The 17,668-nt window shown below is 69.6% G+C and carries 14 protein-coding genes; 3 read left to right on the forward strand and 11 right to left on the reverse strand.

Features of this window, described 5'->3' with window-relative positions; genetic code table 11:
• Positions 1–31 precede the first annotated feature (31 nt).
• The 11 genes from JYJ93_RS10330 to JYJ93_RS10380 all read right to left on the reverse strand — a co-directional run bounded on the left by JYJ93_RS10330 (position 32) and on the right by JYJ93_RS10380 (position 14,423).
• Entirely contained in the window at positions 32–523 is a 492-nt protein-coding gene (locus JYJ93_RS10330) for a hypothetical protein (RefSeq protein ID WP_206788827.1), read from the reverse strand.
• On the reverse strand, positions 520–1,719 hold the full coding sequence (locus JYJ93_RS10335; protein WP_206788829.1) for a hypothetical protein: 1,200 nt from the start codon (positions 1,717–1,719) through the stop codon (positions 520–522). The genes JYJ93_RS10330 and JYJ93_RS10335 overlap by 4 nt, the downstream gene beginning before the upstream one ends.
• A complete protein-coding gene (locus tag JYJ93_RS10340) occupies positions 1,716–2,276 on the reverse strand; it encodes a cytochrome c (protein ID WP_014399396.1) in 561 nt (186 codons plus the stop codon). Before JYJ93_RS10340 ends, JYJ93_RS10335 begins: the two co-directional genes overlap by 4 nt.
• Entirely contained in the window at positions 2,273–2,818 is a 546-nt protein-coding gene (locus tag JYJ93_RS10345; protein WP_206788838.1) for a DUF3341 domain-containing protein, read from the reverse strand. The genes JYJ93_RS10340 and JYJ93_RS10345 overlap by 4 nt, the downstream gene beginning before the upstream one ends.
• 4 nt (positions 2,819–2,822) lie before the next feature.
• Positions 2,823–4,265, reverse strand: coding sequence for an NrfD/PsrC family molybdoenzyme membrane anchor subunit (nrfD, locus tag JYJ93_RS10350; RefSeq protein WP_206788846.1), 1,443 nt, complete (start codon positions 4,263–4,265; stop codon positions 2,823–2,825).
• Positions 4,266–4,270: 5 nt separating this feature from the next.
• Positions 4,271–7,489: a TAT-variant-translocated molybdopterin oxidoreductase gene (locus JYJ93_RS10355; RefSeq protein ID WP_206800219.1), complete on the reverse strand. Its 3,219-nt coding sequence runs from the start codon at positions 7,487–7,489 to the stop codon at positions 4,271–4,273.
• A complete protein-coding gene (locus JYJ93_RS10360) occupies positions 7,486–8,148 on the reverse strand; it encodes a cytochrome c3 family protein (protein ID WP_206788849.1) in 663 nt (220 codons plus the stop codon). The genes JYJ93_RS10355 and JYJ93_RS10360 overlap by 4 nt, the downstream gene beginning before the upstream one ends.
• Positions 8,149–8,630: 482 nt before the next feature.
• A complete protein-coding gene (pdeM, locus tag JYJ93_RS10365) occupies positions 8,631–9,284 on the reverse strand; it encodes a ligase-associated DNA damage response endonuclease PdeM (RefSeq protein WP_206788851.1) in 654 nt (217 codons plus the stop codon).
• On the reverse strand, positions 9,254–11,677 hold the full coding sequence (locus JYJ93_RS10370) for a ligase-associated DNA damage response DEXH box helicase (RefSeq protein ID WP_330166785.1): 2,424 nt from the start codon (positions 11,675–11,677) through the stop codon (positions 9,254–9,256). Before JYJ93_RS10370 ends, pdeM begins: the two co-directional genes overlap by 31 nt.
• A 121-nt stretch (positions 11,678–11,798) precedes the next feature.
• Entirely contained in the window at positions 11,799–13,397 is a 1,599-nt protein-coding gene (locus tag JYJ93_RS10375) for an ATP-dependent DNA ligase (RefSeq protein WP_206788855.1), read from the reverse strand.
• Positions 13,398–13,400: 3 nt separating this feature from the next.
• On the reverse strand, positions 13,401–14,423 hold the full coding sequence (locus JYJ93_RS10380; protein WP_206788858.1) for a ligase-associated DNA damage response exonuclease: 1,023 nt from the start codon (positions 14,421–14,423) through the stop codon (positions 13,401–13,403).
• Positions 14,424–14,624: 201 nt separating this feature from the next.
• On the opposite strand from JYJ93_RS10380, the gene JYJ93_RS10385 reads away from it, so the two are divergent.
• The 3 genes from JYJ93_RS10385 to JYJ93_RS10395 all read left to right on the forward strand — a co-directional run bounded on the left by JYJ93_RS10385 (position 14,625) and on the right by JYJ93_RS10395 (position 17,667).
• A complete protein-coding gene (locus tag JYJ93_RS10385) occupies positions 14,625–15,539 on the forward strand; it encodes an SH3 domain-containing protein (protein WP_242543752.1) in 915 nt (304 codons plus the stop codon).
• 71 nt (positions 15,540–15,610) lie between these two features.
• A complete protein-coding gene (locus JYJ93_RS10390; RefSeq protein WP_206788860.1) occupies positions 15,611–17,107 on the forward strand; it encodes an anthranilate synthase component I family protein in 1,497 nt (498 codons plus the stop codon).
• Positions 17,104–17,667, forward strand: a complete 564-nt coding sequence (locus JYJ93_RS10395; protein ID WP_206788862.1) for an aminodeoxychorismate/anthranilate synthase component II — start codon at positions 17,104–17,106, stop codon at positions 17,665–17,667. Before JYJ93_RS10390 ends, JYJ93_RS10395 begins: the two co-directional genes overlap by 4 nt.
• Position 17,668 lies beyond the last annotated feature (1 nt).

A 17,668-nucleotide genomic window follows, 5' to 3' on the forward strand; every position in this document is an offset into this window, starting at 1 on the left:
CGGCTCGGGGGCAGGAGGAGCGGGTGGGAGCCTACTTCTTCGGGGCCGGGGCCGGGGGCGCCGTGTGCGGCGCGGACTCCTGAGCCGGGGCGGGAGCCGGGGCCGGCGCGGGGGCGGGCTCGCGGGCCTTCTGGGCCTCGGTCGTGATGACCTGGCCCATGGCCTGCTCCAGCGGCTTGTGGGCGGCGACGCCCGGCTGGTCACCCCAGCCGTTCTTCAGCGCCTGGTGCTGGCCGCCCAGCTTCTCCGCTGCGCGCCAGTCCTGCTCGAACAGGCGCTGGTTCACGATGCCGACCTCGTACTGGCCCACCGCGGCGGGACGCGGAGGCGGGCCGTTGGGCTGGGCCTCCTGCATGGTGACGACCTGGATGCGCCAGGCCCACACCGCGCCCACGAAGAAGAGGACCATGGCGCCCACACCGACGCCGATGATCTTCCCCATGACGAGGTGGTCTTCCTCGGCCGCCACGCCATGCGCGCCGACGATGACCCGCGATTCGACTTCGGACTGGGTCTTCTTCATGGCTGCACGTACCTCAGGGACTCCGCGATGTAGGGGTCCTTCACCGGGAAGGTGTACCGACCGCGCGCCCGGAACAGGGCGTAGCCCACAGCGACACCGCCCACGCCCACGAAGGCCGTGAGAATGGTCCAGTGGAACGTCGGACCGGCCTCACCGGAGAACGCCGGCCAGATGAGCCAATACAGGTCCACGGCGTGCATGAGAAGCATGTAGGTGGCGGCCACCGCCAGGGTGCCGGGCTTCTCCTTCAGCTTGCGTGACAGCAGCGTGAAGAACGGCAGCACGAAGTGACCGAAGAAGATGACGTAGGAGACGCCGCGCCACGGGCCGTACATGCGCAGGCCGTACCAGGGGGCCTCTTCCGGGATGTTGGCGATCCACACCAGCAGGAACTGGGAGAAGCCGATGTAGGCCCAGAACGCAGTGAAGGCGAAGATGAGCTTGCCCAGGTTGTGCAGGTGGGACGTCTTCACCAGGCTGCCGAACAGGTCCTTGCCCTGGGCGCGCACCGTGGCCAGCGTGAGGACGCAGAAGGCGGCCAGGAAGCTGCCGGCGAAGTAGTAGGCGCCGAAGATGGTGGACTGCCACAGCGGGGTGAGGCTCATTAGCCAGTCGAAGGCCGCGAACGTGATGGTCAGCGCCAGGAAGGGCAGGGCGCCCGGGGCGAACTTGCGCTGCTTGACGGTGAGCTCCAGCCCGCCGACGTCGTCCTGCTGGGTGCTCCAGGCGTACATCCGGTGCGACACGAAGATCCACACCGCGAAGTAGATGACCTGACGGATGGCGAAGAAGCCCAGGTTCAAGTAGTGGGCCTTCTTGTGGGCCAGGTGCTCCACCTCGATGCCGTGGATGTGGGCCGCCAGCGGCGAGCCGTCCACCCAGGGGTAGAGGTACTTCATCATCGGGATGAGGGCGAGGATGAGCACCGCGAACACGGGCACCGCGATGGAGATGGTCTCCATGGCGCGGCGCAGGACGATGGGCCACTTCGCCTTCGCCGTGTGGAAGATGCACAGCATGATGAGGGCGGCCACGCTGATGCCCACCCAGTAGGTGAAGCCCATGAGGAAGCTGAAGCTGGTCGCCTGGGGGTTCATGAAGAAGCCCACAGCGGTGAGCACGAGGCCCACCACGCCCAGGCCGAACGCGGGCACCATCAGCTTGGGCGTGCCGGTGTAGCGCTCCATGGCAGTCATCGGTTCTCCTGCGGGACGGGCTGCGTCCCGGCGGTGCTGCGGGCGGCCTGCAGCGCGCGCACGTAGGCGACGACGGCCCAGCGCTCACGCGTGTCGAGCTCACCCGAGAAGGACGGCATGATGCCGTAGCCCTCGTTGATGGCGGTGTAGAAGTGGCCGGCCGGCTTGTCCGCGAGCTCCAGCAGGGACGGCGGCAGACGCAGCGCCATGTTCTCCGCGACGACGCTGTTGCCGTCGCCGAGCACGCCATGACACTGCGAGCACACGATGTTGTACTTCTTCTGGCCCAGCTCCAGCAGGTGCTTGTCCACCGGCAGGGGGATGGCGTTCACGGCCACGCCGTTGGCGCGGCCCGTGGAGATGCCCGGGTTGCCCACCGGCCGCTCGCGCGGGACGGTGCCGGCGGGGGGCACGCGCATGGCGCGCCCGTCCGGCCAGAACTCGGACGTCTCGTAGTACTCGTACTTGGCCTGGGTCTCCATGCGCTGGAGGAACTCCGAGCTGACGTTGCAGCCCGTGAGCGCGGCGAGCCCGGCGGCGGGGATGAGCCACCTCATTCGTTCTCTCCCGAGACGACGGTCACGTGGGTCGCGCCCAGGGCCGTCAGCTGGTTCTTGACGTCCGCGGCGTCCGTCCCCGTGGGGTGCGGGATGCTCAGCCAGTAGCCGTGCGTGGACGCGCTGCGGAACTCTTCCGACTCGAAGGCCGGGTGGTAGGGCTGCGGCAGCTTGCTCAGGCCGAGCAGGCCGAAAAAGATGCCGAACGCGGCGAACAGCACGCTCAATTCGAACGTGATGGGCACCCAGGCCGGGAGGCTCAGGAGCGGACGGCCGCCGACGTTGAGCGGGTAGTCGATGGTGTTCATCCACGTCTGCATCGTGAGGGCGGTCACCATGCCGGTGAGGCCGCCACCCAGGGCGATGAAGGGCACGCGAGAGGGCGGCAGACCCAGCGCCTCCGACCCGCCGTGCAGCGGGTAGGGGGAGTAGGTGTCCATCCCCTGGAAGCCCTTCTCCCGCATCTGCTGCGTGGCGGAGACGAGGGCTTCCGGAGTGGCGAACTCGGCCAACACCCAGGAATCAAGGACCTTGGCTTCCATGATGCTAGTGCGCTCCGTGGGTGAGGGTACCCGCGCCGGCGGTGTCCGCGCCGTGACCGTGGGCCGCGTGGGCGGCGTGCTTGAGCTCCAACTGGAGCTCCTTCACCTCGCTCACCGCGACGGCCGGGACGAACTTGAGGAACAGCAGGAACAGGGTGCCGAACAGGCCCAGCGTGCCGATGTAGATGCACCAGTCCACCCAGGTCGGCGTGTAGATGTCCCACGACGAGGGCAGGAAGTCCTGCGACAGCGACGTCACGATGATGATGAAGCGCTCGCACCACATGCCGATGTTCACCGCGATGGACGCCACCCACATGATGGGGATGCTGGTGCGCGCCTTCTTGAACCAGAAGATGTTCGGGGTGATGACGTTGCAGGCGATCATCAGCCAGTACACGCCGGCGTAGGGGCCCGTGGCGCGGTTCACGTAGAAGGTCCAGAACTCGTACTGGTTCATGGAGTACCAGGCGATGAAGTGCTCCATCAGGTAGCCGTAGGACACCAGCAGGCCCGTCGCCAGGATGACCTTGTTCATGTTCTCCAGGTGGCGGTCGGTGATGACGTCCCGGAGGCCCAGGTACTTGCGGGCGGGCACGATGAGGGTGATCACCATCGCGAAGCCGCTGAACACGGCGCCGGCCACGAAGTAGGGCGGGAAGATGGTCGCGTGCCAGCCCGGAATCTGGGAGACGGCGAAGTCGAACGACACGATGGTGTGCACGGACACCACGAGCGGCGTCGAGAGGCCGGCCAGGAGCAGGTAGGCGATCTTGTAGTTGTGCCAGTGACGGCCGGAGCCGCGCCAGCCCAGCGCGAACAGGCCGTAGATGGTGCGCTGCAGCTTCGTCTTGGACGAGTCACGCAGGGCGGCCAGGTCCGGGATGAGGCCCACGAACCAGAAGAGGGCGGACACCGTGAGGTACGTGGAGATGGCGAACACGTCCCACACGAGCGGCGAGCGGAACTGCGCCCAGGCGCCCAGGGTGCTGGGGTAGGGGAACAGCCAGAACGCGAACCAGGGACGGCCCGTGTGGAGCAGCGGGAACAGGCCGGCGCACATGACCGCGAACAGCGTCATGGCCTCCGCGAAGCGGTTGATGCTCGTGCGCCACTTCTGCTGGAAGAGCAGGAGGATGGCGGAGATGAGCGTACCGGCGTGGCCGATACCGACCCACCAGACGAAGTTGATGATGTCGAACGCCCAGCCCACCGGCTGGTTGTTGCCCCACACGCCGATGCCGCGCGCGAGGGTGTACGTGACACCAATGACCAGCAGGCCCAGCGCCGCGGACGTGATGCCCAGCAGCATGAACCAGCCCTTGCCGGGCTTGCGCCAGACATGGTCGAGCAGGGTTTCATTGAGGGACTTGTCGTCGTGGTGCGGCGCGACGAGGTCCCGGGGCTCGAGGGGGTCGAGCGGGAGTGCGTGTGCGGTCTCGGCCATGACGGTCAGTGACCTCCTTCGTGCGCCGGGGCGGCTTCAGCAGGGGCAGCGGGCACGAGGGCGGGGTTGGGGTTGCGCAGGCGGATGAGGTGGGCGGTGCGGGGGCGGGTGCCCAGCTCGTGCAAGAGCCGGTAGGCACGCTCGTCCTCGTGGAGCTGGGTGACGCGCTGGGCGGGGTCCGCCAGGGAGCCGAAGGCGATGGCCTGCGTGGGGCAGGTCTGCTGGCACGCCGTCTGGAGCTCCTTCTCCTGGATGAGGCGCTTCTCGACGCGGGCGTTGATGCGGACCCGCTCGATGCGCTGCACGCAGTAGGTGCACTTCTCCATGACGCCGCGGTTGCGCACCGTGACGTCCGGGTTCATCAGCATCTTCTCGGTCGGCGTCTTGCCCTGCGTGTAGTGCAGGTAGTTGAAGCGGCGGACCTTGTACGGGCAGTTGTTGGAGCAGTACCGCGTGCCGATGCAGCGGTTGTACACCATGTCGTTGAGGCCCTCGTCCGAGTGCACGGTGGCGTTCACCGGGCAGACGTACTCGCAGGGGGCCTTCTCGCAGTGCACGCACGCGACGGGCTGCATGACCATGGCGGGGTCGTTCTCATCGCCCTGGAAGTAGCGGTCGATGCGCAGCCAGTTCATCTCACGGCCGCGGCCCACCTGCTCCTTGCCGACGACGGGGATGTTGTTCTCCGCCTGGCACGCCACGACGCACGCGTTGCAGCCCGTGCAGCGCGACAGGTCGATGGACATGCCCCACTTGTAGCCCTCCTGCGGCGTCTTCGCGTAGTCGAAGTCCGGCAGGTTGTTCTGCTTGCCCAGCTCGTACTTGGCCTGGACGCGCTCCAGCGTGTGCTCCGTCTCCTTGGACGGGTGCGCAAGCTCGCTGACGGACATGTCGAGCGCCAGCGGGCGGCCCTCCATGCGCCAGTGGTACTGGGTGCGGGCGAACTTGTGGCTGCCGCGGACCTTGGTCAGCTTGGCGCCGCCGTCGAACCAGGGGGCGTTCACGCTGCGCAGCAGGTTGGCGTTGAAGCCGATGTCCTTGGCCACGACCTCGTGGAGGCCGGTGCGGCCGTAGCCCAGCGCCACGGTGACGGTGTCGTCCGCGTTGCCGGGGAGGATGGTGACGGGGACCTGCAGCTTGCGCCCGCCGTACTCCAGCTCCGCGACGTGGTTGTTCTCCAGGCCCAGCTTCTTGGCCGTGGCCGGGCTGAGGATGGCGGCGTTCTCCCAGACGATCTTCGTGATGGGGTCCGGCGTCTCCTGGAGCCACGCGTTGTTGCCGAACCGGCCGTCCAGGACGCGGTAGTCGTGGACGAAGTTGATCTCCAGCTCACCGGCCGCGGGCGGCTGGTAGGCGGCGACCAGCTGCGAGGCGGCGCCCGTGTCCGGGGTGGCCGTGGTCAGCGCGGTGGCGGTGCTGCCGGGGACGACGCCCTCGGAGACCCAGGTCTCCCAGCGGGTCTCGAAGTCGGCGCGGCCGGCCTCGCCACCCTGCGCGGCCCAGTAGTCGCGCACCATCTGGTAGGCGGGGCGGAAGGGCTCGTCGAGGAACAGCGCGAACAGCTCCATCTCCGGCACGCCGTTGAAGAGCGGCTGGATGAGGGGCTGCGCGATGCTGACGGTGCCGTCGGCGGCGCGGCCGTCGCTCCAGGTCTCCAGCTGGTGCGCCAGGGGCACGAACCAGTCGGCGAACTTGGAGGTCTCGTCCTCGTAGTGACCCGCGTACAGGACGGACAGCGCCTTGCGGTTGGCGTTCTGCTTGGGGTCCAGCACCTCCGCCAGGCCCGCGTCCACCGGCAGGGCGTAGACGGGGTTGGTGGCGGTGATGACCAGCGTGTCCACCTTGCCGGCCTTGATGTCCGCGACCAGCGCGCTGATCTCCGACAGGCCCGAGGCCTCCGGGGCGGCGGCCGGGACGAGCTTCACGGTGGTGCCCACGTTGCCCAGCGCGGCGTTGATGGCCTGCGCCAGCGCGTGCACGGCGGCGGGCTGGCGCTCACCGGCGAGCACCACGGAGCGGCCGGCCTTGGACTTGAGGTCCTGGGCCACGGCCTGCACCCACGACTGGGTCTCCGGGCTCAGCGAGCCGGCCTTGCCGGACGCGGAGGCGCCCAGGCTGGCGGCGGGGCCACCCACGGCCTGCGCCAGCGCGGCGGCGATGGCGAAGACCTCGGCGGACTTCACGCGCTTGCGGTGGTCCGCCATGCCGCCCGTGATGGACATGCGGGATTCGGCCACGTACAGGCGGTTGAGCTCGCCGTTCTTCGGGTCGCGGCGGTCCGCGAACTGGCGGTTGAGGGCCAGGTTCTCCGGGCGGCTCTCCAGGAAGTCCGCGTCCAGGGAGACGATGACGTCCGCGCGGGTCAGGTCGTAGACGGCCTGGACCGGCTGGCCGAACAGCGCGCGGTTCGCCTGCGCGGCGGCGGAGTCCGTGAGGGACGAGAACGCGTGGAAGCGCGCGTTGGGCAGCTTCTTCTGGATGCGGCCCGTCACGTCGCGCAGCGTCGGCGAGCTGATGGGCTCCGTGAGGAAGCGCAGGCGGCTGCCGCCGTCCGCCGCGGCCTTCTGGCCGACGAGGGTGGAGATGTCCTCGGCCAGCACGCGCAGCGAGCGGGGGTTGTTGCCCTGGCGCAGCACGCGGGCGCGCTGCGGGTCATAGAGCGAGAGCAGGAACGCCTGCTCGAAGACGCCGGCAGCGCCCTGGTTCACGGGGTGCTGGGGGTTGCCTTCGATCTTCACCGGGCGGCCTTCACGCGCGGTGATGAGCAGACCGGAGGTGTGGCCTCCGAGCGTCATGCCGGACGCGTAGTGCAGCGGGTTGCCCGGCGTCACTTCCGGCGGCGTCTTCGTGTACGCCACCATCCGCTCATCCTGCGGACGGGTGCTGCACGCGGTGGCGCCAGCCAGGGCGAGCGACGCGCCCAGCAGCTGCATGAACTCGCGGCGGACGAAGCCGGTGGGGGGAAGGTCCGCGCCCACGGGGAATTCCGGGCGGGTCTCCTCCAGGAACTCCGGCGTGGCGAGCTTCTCCTCCAGGCCGAGCCAGTACGTCTTGCCGTACGCGCCTTCCGCCGAGACGGCGCGGGTGGAGGCGTGCTCGAGCGCTTCGGTCACGACGTCGTCGTGGGCGTGCGCGGGGGTGGCCTCGTTGCGGCCCGAGACGACCGGGAGCGCGAAGGACGAGGGGGTTTCCTGCGCGGGCGCGCTGTCAGGCTTGGTGTTCATCGGTGGCATGTGGAGCAGCTCGTGCGCGAGTGAACGTCGTATTCCTTGGTGAGCGTCTCGGCGAGGGCCGAGGCTTCCGCCTTATCCGTCGGGGGCGCCCAGGTCATGCTGGTGATGAACTCCTGGGGCCGGAGGTTGGGGCCGGGGTTGCGGTGGCAATCCAGGCACCAGCTCATCGTCAGCGGCGCGGACTGCTCGATGGCGCCCATCTGGTCCACGCGGCCGTGGCAGGTGGCGCAGCCGACGCCCTTGCCCACGTGGATGGAGTGGTTGAAGTAGACGAAGTCCGGCAGGTTGTGGACGCGAACCCAGGGGATGGGCTGGTCGGCGAAGAACGCCTTGCGGACCTCGGTGAGGTACGGGCTCTTGTTCCACACCTGCGCGTGGCAGGACATGCACACGGTGGTGGAGGGGATGCCCGCCGACGGGGACTTCTCCACCGTCCAGTGGCAGTAGCGACAGTCGATCTGCTCGTCACCGGCGTGGTGCCGGTGGTCGAACTCGATGGGCTGTTCCACCGGGCGGGCCTGATTGGTCACGAGCGGGCTGCGCACGTAGGCCAGGAGGCCGCCGATGGCGATGGCGGGCACGGCGAGGAGCATCGCGGCCGACAGGCGCGACACCGTATTCGTCCAGCGTGGGAAGAGAGGGCCGCTCATACCAGGACCAGGGGCAAGGGGACTGAAGGCGACATGAAAGCAGGGGTGGACGCGGGAAAACCGTTCGGCGCGGAAGTCAGGGGGGCCGTCCCGGTCCCGGTGGACCGGGCGGGGGGTGGCTCCTGGCGCTCAGACGGCAAGGCAGTCACGTCCAACGAACCTCTAGGATGGTGCCGTGGGCGCGGGTCCCTCATGAACTTCCCGACCCAATGCGGCGCGGGACCATCATTCATGAGCACGGCAGTGTCAACCATTCTGTGGGGAGTGGGAATAAGGAGCGCTTAGCACCTTCCGGGGCGGTTGCGACAAGTTGTCCGCGCGCGGTGATGAATCCCGCTTCTGGCGATCGGAAGGGAGCTTTGCGCGAGGGCGCGCTTCCCTCTGGGATCAATCCCTCTCAGGGGGCGCGCTACAGGGTGCGACGGTGCGCGCCACGCATGAATCGCGGCGACTCGGAGTCCGGGTCGCCGGAGCTCATGGCGCTAGAGTTCCACCACCGCGGTGCCGGCGATGGCGTAGACGCGGTCCTTCTTGCCCCGCCGCATGTCCATTCCCCCCGTGAAGGCGCTGAACGCGGGCAGGACACCCACGCCGGGACCCAGGTGGAAGCAGGGCAGCCGCAGCCGGTCCGCCCCGCCCGACAGCCGCACCATGGGGTGCAGATGCCCGGCCCAGACATAGCGCCCGGCGGCCGGCTCCGGGTGGTGGGCGAAGCGGAACGGGCCTTCGTCCAATCCCTCCGCGCGATCCTCCATCCTCCAGGAGGGCGGGAGGGTCCGCACGTGGCGGTCATGGTTGCCGCGTATCAGCACGACTTCTAGTGAAGCATGTGTTTCACGCCAGGTATTCACGCGGCTGATGACGTCCGGGGTGAGCCCCTGGCGCGAGTGCACCAGGTCCCCCACTAGGAGGAGGCGCCGGGCACCGGTGGCGGTGAGGGCGGAGGAGAGGCGGGCGAGGTCGTCATCCAGGACCCCCACGGGGAGGGGGATGCCGTGCTGCTGGAAGGACTCCGTCTTGCCCCAGTGCAGGTCCGCCACCGCGAGCACGCCGGCTTCAGGCCAGTGCAAGGCTCGTTCCGGGAGCAGCTCCACGTCCGCGTCCGCTACGCGGGTCTGGCATCGGCCTGGGACCATCGCTCCTTGAGGCGCTGCACGCGCTCCAGCAGGGACTCGTTGGACACGCTGGCGCTGATGCGCTCGACGACGAGCGGGAAGCCCAGCGGCGAGGGCCGGTGGACGTGGACGACCTCGACGGGGTGCGCCTCCAGCCGCTCCAGGGTGCGGGTGAGCCGGCCCTGTTCGAACTGGTGCTCCAGCACCTCGCGGCGCGCCTGGCGCAGGAGGAGGTTGTCCGGGTCGTATTTCACGAAGACGTCATAGAGGAGCGCGGCGCTGGCCTGGACCTGTCGGGTGGACTTGCGCGCTCCGGGCAGGCCCGGCATCACCAGCCCGGCCACGCGGGCGATGTCGCGGAACTGCCGGCGCGCGAGCTCGCTCAGGTTGACGCTCTCCAGGATGTCCTCCACCAGGTGCTCGCGGGTGAAGAGGGCCGGGCGCAGCGCTTCATCGAAGGGGAAGGGCGTGGGGGTGAGCAGCTCCAGGCCGTAGTCGTTCACGGACAGGCTGAAGGTGGCCTTCTGTAGACGCGTGAGGCGCAGGGCGAGCAGCGCCGCCAGGCCTTCGTGCACGAGCCTTCCTTCAAAGGGATACATGAAGAGGTGGTAGCCGTCCCGCGTGCGGCAGGTCTCCGCCAGGCAGCCACCGTCGCCGGGGATTCGGGACAGACGGGCCTGCGCGTCGAGGATGGGCCAGGCGGCGGCGACCTCGTCGCGGGTGACGTCGCCCTGGCGCGCGGACTCGAGCGTGCGGCGCATCGCGGACGCGAGCGACGTGGACAGGGGCAGGCGGCTGCCGCCCCAGCGCGGCGTCTGGGTGGCCTTGGCCTTCGCGGGCTTCACGTACGCCGTCATGTCCTTGAAGCGGCTGAACTCCAGCCGGCGGCCCGCGAAGAGGAAGGTGTCTCCGGGCTTCAGGCGGCTGACGTAGGACTCCTCCACCGTGCCCAGGGTGCCGCCGCTCCAGTAGCGCAGCTGCACGGACGCGTCCGACGTGATGGTGCCGATGTTGAGCCGGTGCAGCCGGGCGAGGCGCACGTCGGGCACGCGGAAGCGGCCGTTCACCTCCACCACGCGGCGGAACTCCGGATAGGCGCGCAGCGTGGGGCCTCCCTCGCGCACCAGGGCGAGGGCCCAGTCGAACTCCTCGTCGGTGAGGGAGGCGTAGCTCGTGGCGGTGCGGACCTCGTCGCGCAGGGCCTCGCGGGTGAAGCCTCCTCCCAGCGCGCACGTCACCAGGTGCTGGGCCAGCACGTCGAGCGGCTTGGACAGCGGTGTGCGCGGCTCCACCTCTCGCTGCGCGATGGCGTCCCGGGCAGCGGCCATCTCCACCAGTTCGAGCGCGTGCGTGGGGACGAAGAGGATGCGGCACGTGGCGCCGGGACGGTGCGCGCTGCGGCCCGCGCGTTGAAGCGTTCGGCCGATGCCCTTGGGACTTCCTATCTGGATGACCCGCTCCACCGGGCCGAAGTCCACGCCCAGGTCGAGTGAAGACGTGCAGACGACGAGGCGCAGGCTCCCGTCCTTGAGGCCTCCCTCCACGCGCTCGCGCTCCTCGCGGTCGATGGACCCGTGATGCAGCGCGAGCAGGTGTTCCCATTCGGGGCGCAGGAAGCGCAGGCCTTCGAACCAGCGCTCCGCTTGGGAGCGGGTGTTGGTGAAGAGGAGCGTGGACTGCGTGGGATCCAACCCGTCCGCCACGCGCGGCAACATGGAGAAGCCCAGGTGCCCGGCCCACGGGAAGGTGTCCACCTCCTCTGGCAGCAGCGTCTCCACGTCCACCGGGCGCTGAAGGTCCGCGCTCACCAGCGTGGGCTTTCGGTCCGTGCCCACGACGGTGCGCGCGGCCTCGTCCAGGTTGGCGAGCGTGGCGGACAGCGCCCAGATGCGCAGGCCCGGAGCGAAGTGGCGCAGGCGGGCCAGGGCCAGCTCCACCTGGGTGCCTCGCTTGGAGGCGAGGAGTTCGTGCCACTCGTCCACGATGACGGCGCGCAGTGAGGCGAAGTTCTCCGCGGCCTGCTCCTGCGTCAGGAGGAGTGACAGGGACTCCGGCGTGGTGATGAGGACCTGGGGCAGGCGTTCGCGCTGACGCTGGCGCACGGAGGAGGACGTGTCGCCCGTGCGGCTCTCCACCTCCAGGTCCGCGTCCAGTGCCATCAGCGGTTCGCGCAGGGCCTGCTCCACGTCACGCGACACGGCTCGCAGGGGCGTGAGGTAGAGGATTTGAAGGCCCTTCTGATTGCGCTCCGCCACGTCCGCGAGCGGGCCGATGTATGCCGCGTAGGTTTTTCCCGCGCCGGTGGGCACGTGGATGAGGCCGCTGTCTCCTCGCGTGTAGGCGGCCCAGGCTTCTTCCTGGAAGGCGTAGGGCGTCCATCCCTTGGAGGCGAACCACTGGCGGAGTTGCTCCATCGGCGCGCCCTTGTAGGGAGAAGGGGACCGGGGCGCGGGTTTCTTCGCTCGGGTTCGTACGGGCTTCTCGGCCTGCTTCTCCGGCGCGTGCTTGCCGCGCATGCGATTGCGGCGGCGCGGCTTAGTGGGCTGCATGGAGCAGCCCCTTCAACGAATCGAGCGTGTCCGCGTCCCTCGCCGTCTTGTCCGCGCGCCAGCGGGCGATGCGTGGGAAGCGCAGGGCGATGCCCGACTTGTGGCGCGGGGATGGGGCGATGGCTTCGAAGTGCAGCTCGAACACCTGCTCCGGATCCACCGAGCGCACCGGGCCGAACTTCTCCCGCGTGTGCGCGCGGATCCAGCGGTCGAGCCGGCCTATCTCCTCGTCGGTGAGGCCCGAGTAGGCCTTCGTCACCGGGAGCAGGTCCTCGCCGTTCCACACCGCGAAGGTGTAGTCCGTGTAGAGCGACGAGCGCCGGCCGTGGCCTGGATGTGCGTAGAGCAGCACCGCGTCCACGGTGTACGGGTCGATCTTCCACTTCCACCAATCGCCGCGCTTGCGCCCCGTCTGGTACACCGAGTCCAGCCGCTTGATCATCAGGCCCTCGACGTTGCGCGCGCGAGACTCCATGCGCAGCTCCGCCAGCGCCTCCCAAGAATCGGCTGTCACCGTGGGCGAGATGGGGAAGCGCGGGTGGTCCTTGAGCAGGGCCTCCAGCCTCGCGCGGCGCTCGCGCAGGGGCAGCTCTCGCATGTCCTTTCCGTCCTGCTCCAGCAGGTCGTAGACGACGAACGCGGCGGGGGCCTCCGCCAACACCTTGGGCGTGAGCTTCTGTCTGCCAATGCGGCGCTGGAGCCGGGCGAAGGGCAGGGGGACTCCGTCCTCGTAGGCCATCACCTCGCCGTCGAGCACCGTGCCTTCGGGCAGGGCCCGGGCGGCTTCGGTGATTTCGGGGAAGCGTTCGGTGATCAGCTCCTCGCCCCGGCTCCAGAGGAACACGTCGCCCTGGCGGCGGATGAGCTGGCCCCGGATGCCGTCCCACTTCCACTCGACGAGCCAGTCACTCAATTCGCCCAGCGACTCCGCCGGCTGCTCCAGCGGCGACGCGAGGTAATAGGGATACGGACGCGACACATGGCCGTCCGATACATCCGGCGCCACGAGCTGTTCGAAGAACGCCTTCGTCGGCGTCCAGGTGCCCATCAGCCGGTGCGCCACGCTGGGCGGCGGCAGGCCGGTGACCTGCGCGATGGCTCGCACCACCAGCGTGTTGGACACGCCCACGCGCAACTCGCCTGTGAGCATCTTGTTGAGGAGGAACAGCTCGCGGCGGGGCATGGACCTCCACCAGCCCACCACCCGCTCGCGCTGCTCCGCCGCGTCCAGGCCGCGCAGGGGCAACAGGCGCTCCTCCAACCAGCGTGAGAGAGGGAGCTCCTCGGCGTGCTCGGGCGGGAGGTTCGCTCCGTCGAGCAGCAGCGCAATCACCTCCGCCAGGTCTCCCACTGACGCGTAGACCTCGTCGAAGAGCCAATCCGGGATGCCGGTGAGCTCCTGCGTCCAGCCCACCAGCAGCTTCGACGTGAGCAGCCGCTTGAGCTTCTGACCCGTGAGGAAGAACAGGCCCCAGGCGGCATCCTCCGGCGGCGCCGTGCGGAAGTAGCGCGCCATCGCCTCCACCTTCGCGTTGGTGGAGGTCGTCTGGTCGAGCGTGTCGTAGAGGTCGGCCAGGGCTCGCACGCGTCAGTCCTCCGCTTCGCCCTCGAAGGGCGTGGCGAGCGGCGAGGCATCCACGCCCCGCTCCCGCAGGTAGTGCGACAAGGGATCGGTGTAGCCGTGCGTGACGAGCACCTTCTCCGCCTGCGTGTCCGCCACCGTGCGCAAGAGGTCCGGCCAATCCGCGTGGTCGGAGAGCACGAAGCCCCGGTCGTAGCCGCGACGGCGCCGGTTGCCGCGCACGCGCATCCACCCCGACGCGAAGCCCGTCTCCGCCTCACCGAAGCGGCGCATCCACGTGGAGCCGGCCGCGCTCGGAGGCGCCAGCACCAGCGCTCCCGCGAAGGACGTGCCCTTCTCTGTCTCCGACACCATCTGCGTGGGCAGCATCGCGATGCCCGCCTCGCGGTACGCGGTGACGAGCCCGTTCACCGCGCCGTGCACGTAGGCCGGCCGGTCCGTGAGCTTTCCCAGCTCCGCCAACAGGCGCTGCGCCTTGCCCAGCGCGTAGCAGAAGAGCACCGCGGAGCGGCCCGCCTCGCGGTTCGCGTCCCACCAGCGCAGGATGTCCTGGGCCACGAGGCCCGTATCATCCCAGCGGTAGATGGGCAGGCCGAACGTCGCCTCGGTGATGAAGGTGTGGCAGCGCACCACTTCGAAGGGCGCGCACGTGGGGTCCGGCGTTCGCTTGTAGTCGCCGGAGATGATCCACACCTCGCCCCGGTGCTCGACGCGGATCTGCGCGCTGCCCAGCACGTGGCCCGCGGGGTGGAAGCTCACGGTGGTGTCGCCCACCTTCAGCGTCTCGCCGTACTCCAGCGTGTCGATGACCGCGTCCGCTCCCAGGCGGCGCTGCAACAGGCCTCGTCCGGGAGCCGCCCCCAGGTAGCGTTTGCTTCCGCTCCGGGCGTGGTCGCCGTGCGCATGCGTGACGAGCGCCCGCTCCACGGGACGCCAGGGGTCGATGTAGAAGTTCCCCGCCTGGCAATACAGGCCCAGCGGCGTCACGGAAACCAGCGGCGTTCGTTCCTGGTGGGTCGCGGTGGCCACGGTCCTCTAGAGGTAACGAGGCCTTGGAGCAGGGGCCACCCACGGCTGGACCCTCCCGCGTGCTCCGCTGACAAGGGGGCGGGCGTCCGTCCTGACCTTGCTTGCGCTCCAAACGACGAAGGCAGGGACCGGAGGGCCCCTTGGATGGTGGGCGTGGACAGGGGATAAACCCGGGAACCCTCACTTCTGGACCCTTTCGTGATGCTGACGACGCCCGCGCTCCTCCTGTCCCTCACCCTGGCCCAGTCCTCACCGGCTTCGGATGTGGTGCTCGAATACAGCTCACCGCTGACGGAGGAGAGCGCGCCGGATCCAGAGGGCTTCTCGTTCACGGCCTTCACGGCGGGCCAGACGCTCTACCTGGGCGTGGACGAGGCGAACCTGCGCGCGAGCGCGGCGGCGGACGCGGGCGTGGTGCGGACGCTGATGCTGGGCACGCCCGTGCGTGTACTGAAGGCGGGGGCTCGCGCGACGGTCGGCGAGTACATCAACACCTGGTACCAGGTGGCCGTCGTGGACGCGAAGGCGGCTCCAGGCTCGGCTCCCGTCACGGGTTGGGTCTTCGGCAACACGCTCACGCCGTTCCGCTTCGAGGCCGACCTGGACGGGGACGGCGAGCTGGAAGTGGCCACGGTGGTGATGAGCAACGAGTTCAAGGCGCGCGTGCGCGTGCTGGAGCCGAACGTGAAGCCGCCTCGCCGGGTGAGCAGCGTGGACGTGGCGGTCGCGTCCACGGACTACGGCGGAGGGCGGGGCGGCCCGGTGACGGTGAAGCTGGTCCCCGCGAAGGAGGCGGGCGTCGCGCTGCTGCAACTGGACTCCGCGCCGGAGCGCTGTGGCGACTTCGTCACGTCCTACGTGAGCTACACCGGAGCGAATGGGAAGCCGGGTGTGCTCGGCAAGGCGAAGCTGGCGCTGGAGCTGGGCGGGCTGATGGATCCCCCGAACGAGAGCACGTTCAAGGTCTCCTTCCAGCCAGCCGCGAAGCGGGCGCTGGTGGTGCGCACGAGCGTTGAAGAAGAGGAAGAAGGCAAGCCCCAGACGGTTACGGAGCGCGAGGTCTATCAGTGGCAGGACGGCGTGTTCGCCCAGGCGAAGCCCGTCGCGAAGCCGTAGGTGCAGGGCCCGGAAGGCCGGGCACCCGGGCGCCCCTCCGGGTGAAGGAAGAGGGGCCAGGGCAATCGACCATGGATGCGCAGGAGCGGAAGGCAGCCTACCGGCAGCGCGCGGAAGCAGGTCAGGCGGTGCCGGTGTCGGTGGAGTTGCCGGCGGACCTGGATACACCGCTGTCGGCATACCTGAAGCTGGGCGGTGGAAGCCGCGGCTTCATCCTCGAGTCGTGCTACGGCGGCGAGCGCTTCGGGCGCTACAGCCACGTGGGCGCGAACCCGGCGGGCCGCGTGCGGCTGGACCGGGACGGGCTCACGTTGTGGCGTGGCTCGCATGAGGAGCGCCGCGAGGGACGGCCGCTGGACGTGCTGCGGACGCTGTGGCGCGAGCTGTCCGTGGCGACGCTGCCGGGCGAGGCGCCCTTCCTGGGCGGGCTCGTGGGCTACCTGGGCTACAACGCCACGTCGTGGTTCGAGCCGAGCGTGCCCGACCGCCACCCGCGCGACACGGGCTTCCCGGACTCCGAGTGGCTCATCGCGGAGGACTTCGTCACCCACGACACGCGCACCCAGACGCTCAAGGCCATCGCCATCGCGCGGCCCGCGCTGCACGGCAGCGTCGCGGCGGCGCTGAAGGACGCGGAGGCGCGCGCGGAGGCGATGGCGGAGAAGCTGCGCCGGCCGCTGCCGCCGGAGGCCTATGCCGCCGTCCCCGCGCAGAAGAACGCGCCGGCCCCCGTCGCGTGCTGGGACCGCGAGGGCTACGCCCGGGCGGTGGACAAGGTGAAGGAGTACGTGCGCGCGGGCGACTGCTTCCAGGCGGTGCTCGCGCGCAGGTTCGAGGCGAAGGGCGCCATTCCTCCACTGTCGCTCTACCGCGCGCTCAGGCGCGTGAACCCGTCGCCATACCTGTTCCTGGTGGACCTGGGCGAGGCGCGCGCGCTGGTGGGCGCGTCGCCGGAGCTGCTGGTGCAGGTGCGCGACGGGGACGTGGTGGTGCGGCCCATCGCGGGCACGCGCCGCCGGGGCGGCTCCGAGGCCGAGGATCAGGCGCTGGAGAAGGAGCTGCTCGCGGACGAGAAGGAGCGCGCCGAGCACATCATGCTGGTGGACCTGGGGCGCAACGACGTGGGCCGCGTGGCCGCGCCGGGCACGGTGCGCATCGAGGACCTGATGATCATCGAGCGCTACAGCCACGTGATGCACATCGTGTCCCAGGTGCGCGGCAAGCTGGACACCTCGCGGTTCGACGCGCTGGACGCGCTGGCGAGCACCTTCCCCGCGGGCACCGTGTCGGGCGCGCCGAAGATCCGCGCGATGCAGATCATCGACGAGCTGGAGCCCATGCGGCGCGGGCCCTATGCCGGCGCGGTGGGCTACCTGTCCTTCTGCGGCACGCTGGACGTGGCCATCGCGCTGCGCACCTTCTTCGTGGACGGCGACCGCACGATGTGGACCGCTGGCGCGGGGCTGGTGGCGGACTCGGACCCGATGAAGGAAGCGGACGAGACGGAGGCGAAGGCGGGCGCCATGGCCGCCGCGCTGCGGCTGGCTCGCGAAGGAGGTGGGCGGTGATCCTCGTCATCGACAACTACGACTCGTTCACCTTCAACCTGGTGCAGTTGCTCTACACGCTGGGCGCGGAGGTGAAGGTGGTGCGCAACGACGCGCTGGATGTCGCGGGCATCGCGGCGTCGGGCGCGTCCCACCTGGTGGTGTCCCCGGGGCCGTGCACGCCGCACGAGGCCGGGGTGAGCGTGGCGGCCATCTCCCAGTCCCGCGTGCCGGTGCTGGGCGTGTGCCTGGGGCACCAGTCCATTGGCGCGGCGTTCGGCGGGCAGGTGGTGCGCGCGCCGGAGCCCGTGCATGGCAAGGCGGCGCACATCCGGCATGACGGCACCGGCGTCTTCACCGGCGTGCGGCAGGGCTTCCAGGCGGCGCGCTACCACTCGCTGGTGGTGGCGGCGCAGTCCATGCCCGCGGAGCTGGAGGCCACGGCCTGGAGCCAGGACGGCTTGGTGATGGCGCTGCGTCACCGCGCGCGGCCGGTGGTGGGGTTGCAGTTCCATCCGGAGAGCGTGCTGACGCCGGAGGGCCCGTCGCTGGTGCGCAACTTCCTGGAGGGGAAGCTGTAGC

Origin of the sequence: Corallococcus sp. NCSPR001, assembly GCF_017309135.1 — a bacterium.
GTDB lineage: Bacteria > Myxococcota > Myxococcia > Myxococcales > Myxococcaceae > Corallococcus.

Excerpts from the sequence above, each read along its gene's own strand:
- JYJ93_RS10330 (WP_206788827.1), bottom strand. The coding sequence starts at position 523 with ATGAAGAAGACCCAGTCCGAAGTCGAATCGCGGGTCATCGTCGGCGCG.
- JYJ93_RS10335 (WP_206788829.1), bottom strand. The coding sequence starts at position 1,719 with ATGACTGCCATGGAGCGCTACACCGGCACGCCCAAGCTGATGGTGCCC.
- JYJ93_RS10340 (WP_014399396.1), bottom strand. The coding sequence starts at position 2,276 with ATGAGGTGGCTCATCCCCGCCGCCGGGCTCGCCGCGCTCACGGGCTGC.
- JYJ93_RS10345 (WP_206788838.1), bottom strand. The coding sequence starts at position 2,818 with ATGGAAGCCAAGGTCCTTGATTCCTGGGTGTTGGCCGAGTTCGCCACT.
- nrfD (WP_206788846.1), bottom strand. The coding sequence starts at position 4,265 with ATGGCCGAGACCGCACACGCACTCCCGCTCGACCCCCTCGAGCCCCGG.
- JYJ93_RS10355 (WP_206800219.1), bottom strand. The coding sequence starts at position 7,489 with ATGAACACCAAGCCTGACAGCGCGCCCGCGCAGGAAACCCCCTCGTCC.
- JYJ93_RS10360 (WP_206788849.1), bottom strand. The coding sequence starts at position 8,148 with ATGAGCGGCCCTCTCTTCCCACGCTGGACGAATACGGTGTCGCGCCTG.
- pdeM (WP_206788851.1), bottom strand. The coding sequence starts at position 9,284 with ATGGTCCCAGGCCGATGCCAGACCCGCGTAGCGGACGCGGACGTGGAG.
- JYJ93_RS10370 (WP_330166785.1), bottom strand. The coding sequence starts at position 11,677 with ATGGAGCAACTCCGCCAGTGGTTCGCCTCCAAGGGATGGACGCCCTAC.
- JYJ93_RS10385 (WP_242543752.1), top strand. The coding sequence starts at position 14,625 with ATGCTGACGACGCCCGCGCTCCTCCTGTCCCTCACCCTGGCCCAGTCC.
- JYJ93_RS10390 (WP_206788860.1), top strand. The coding sequence starts at position 15,611 with ATGGATGCGCAGGAGCGGAAGGCAGCCTACCGGCAGCGCGCGGAAGCA.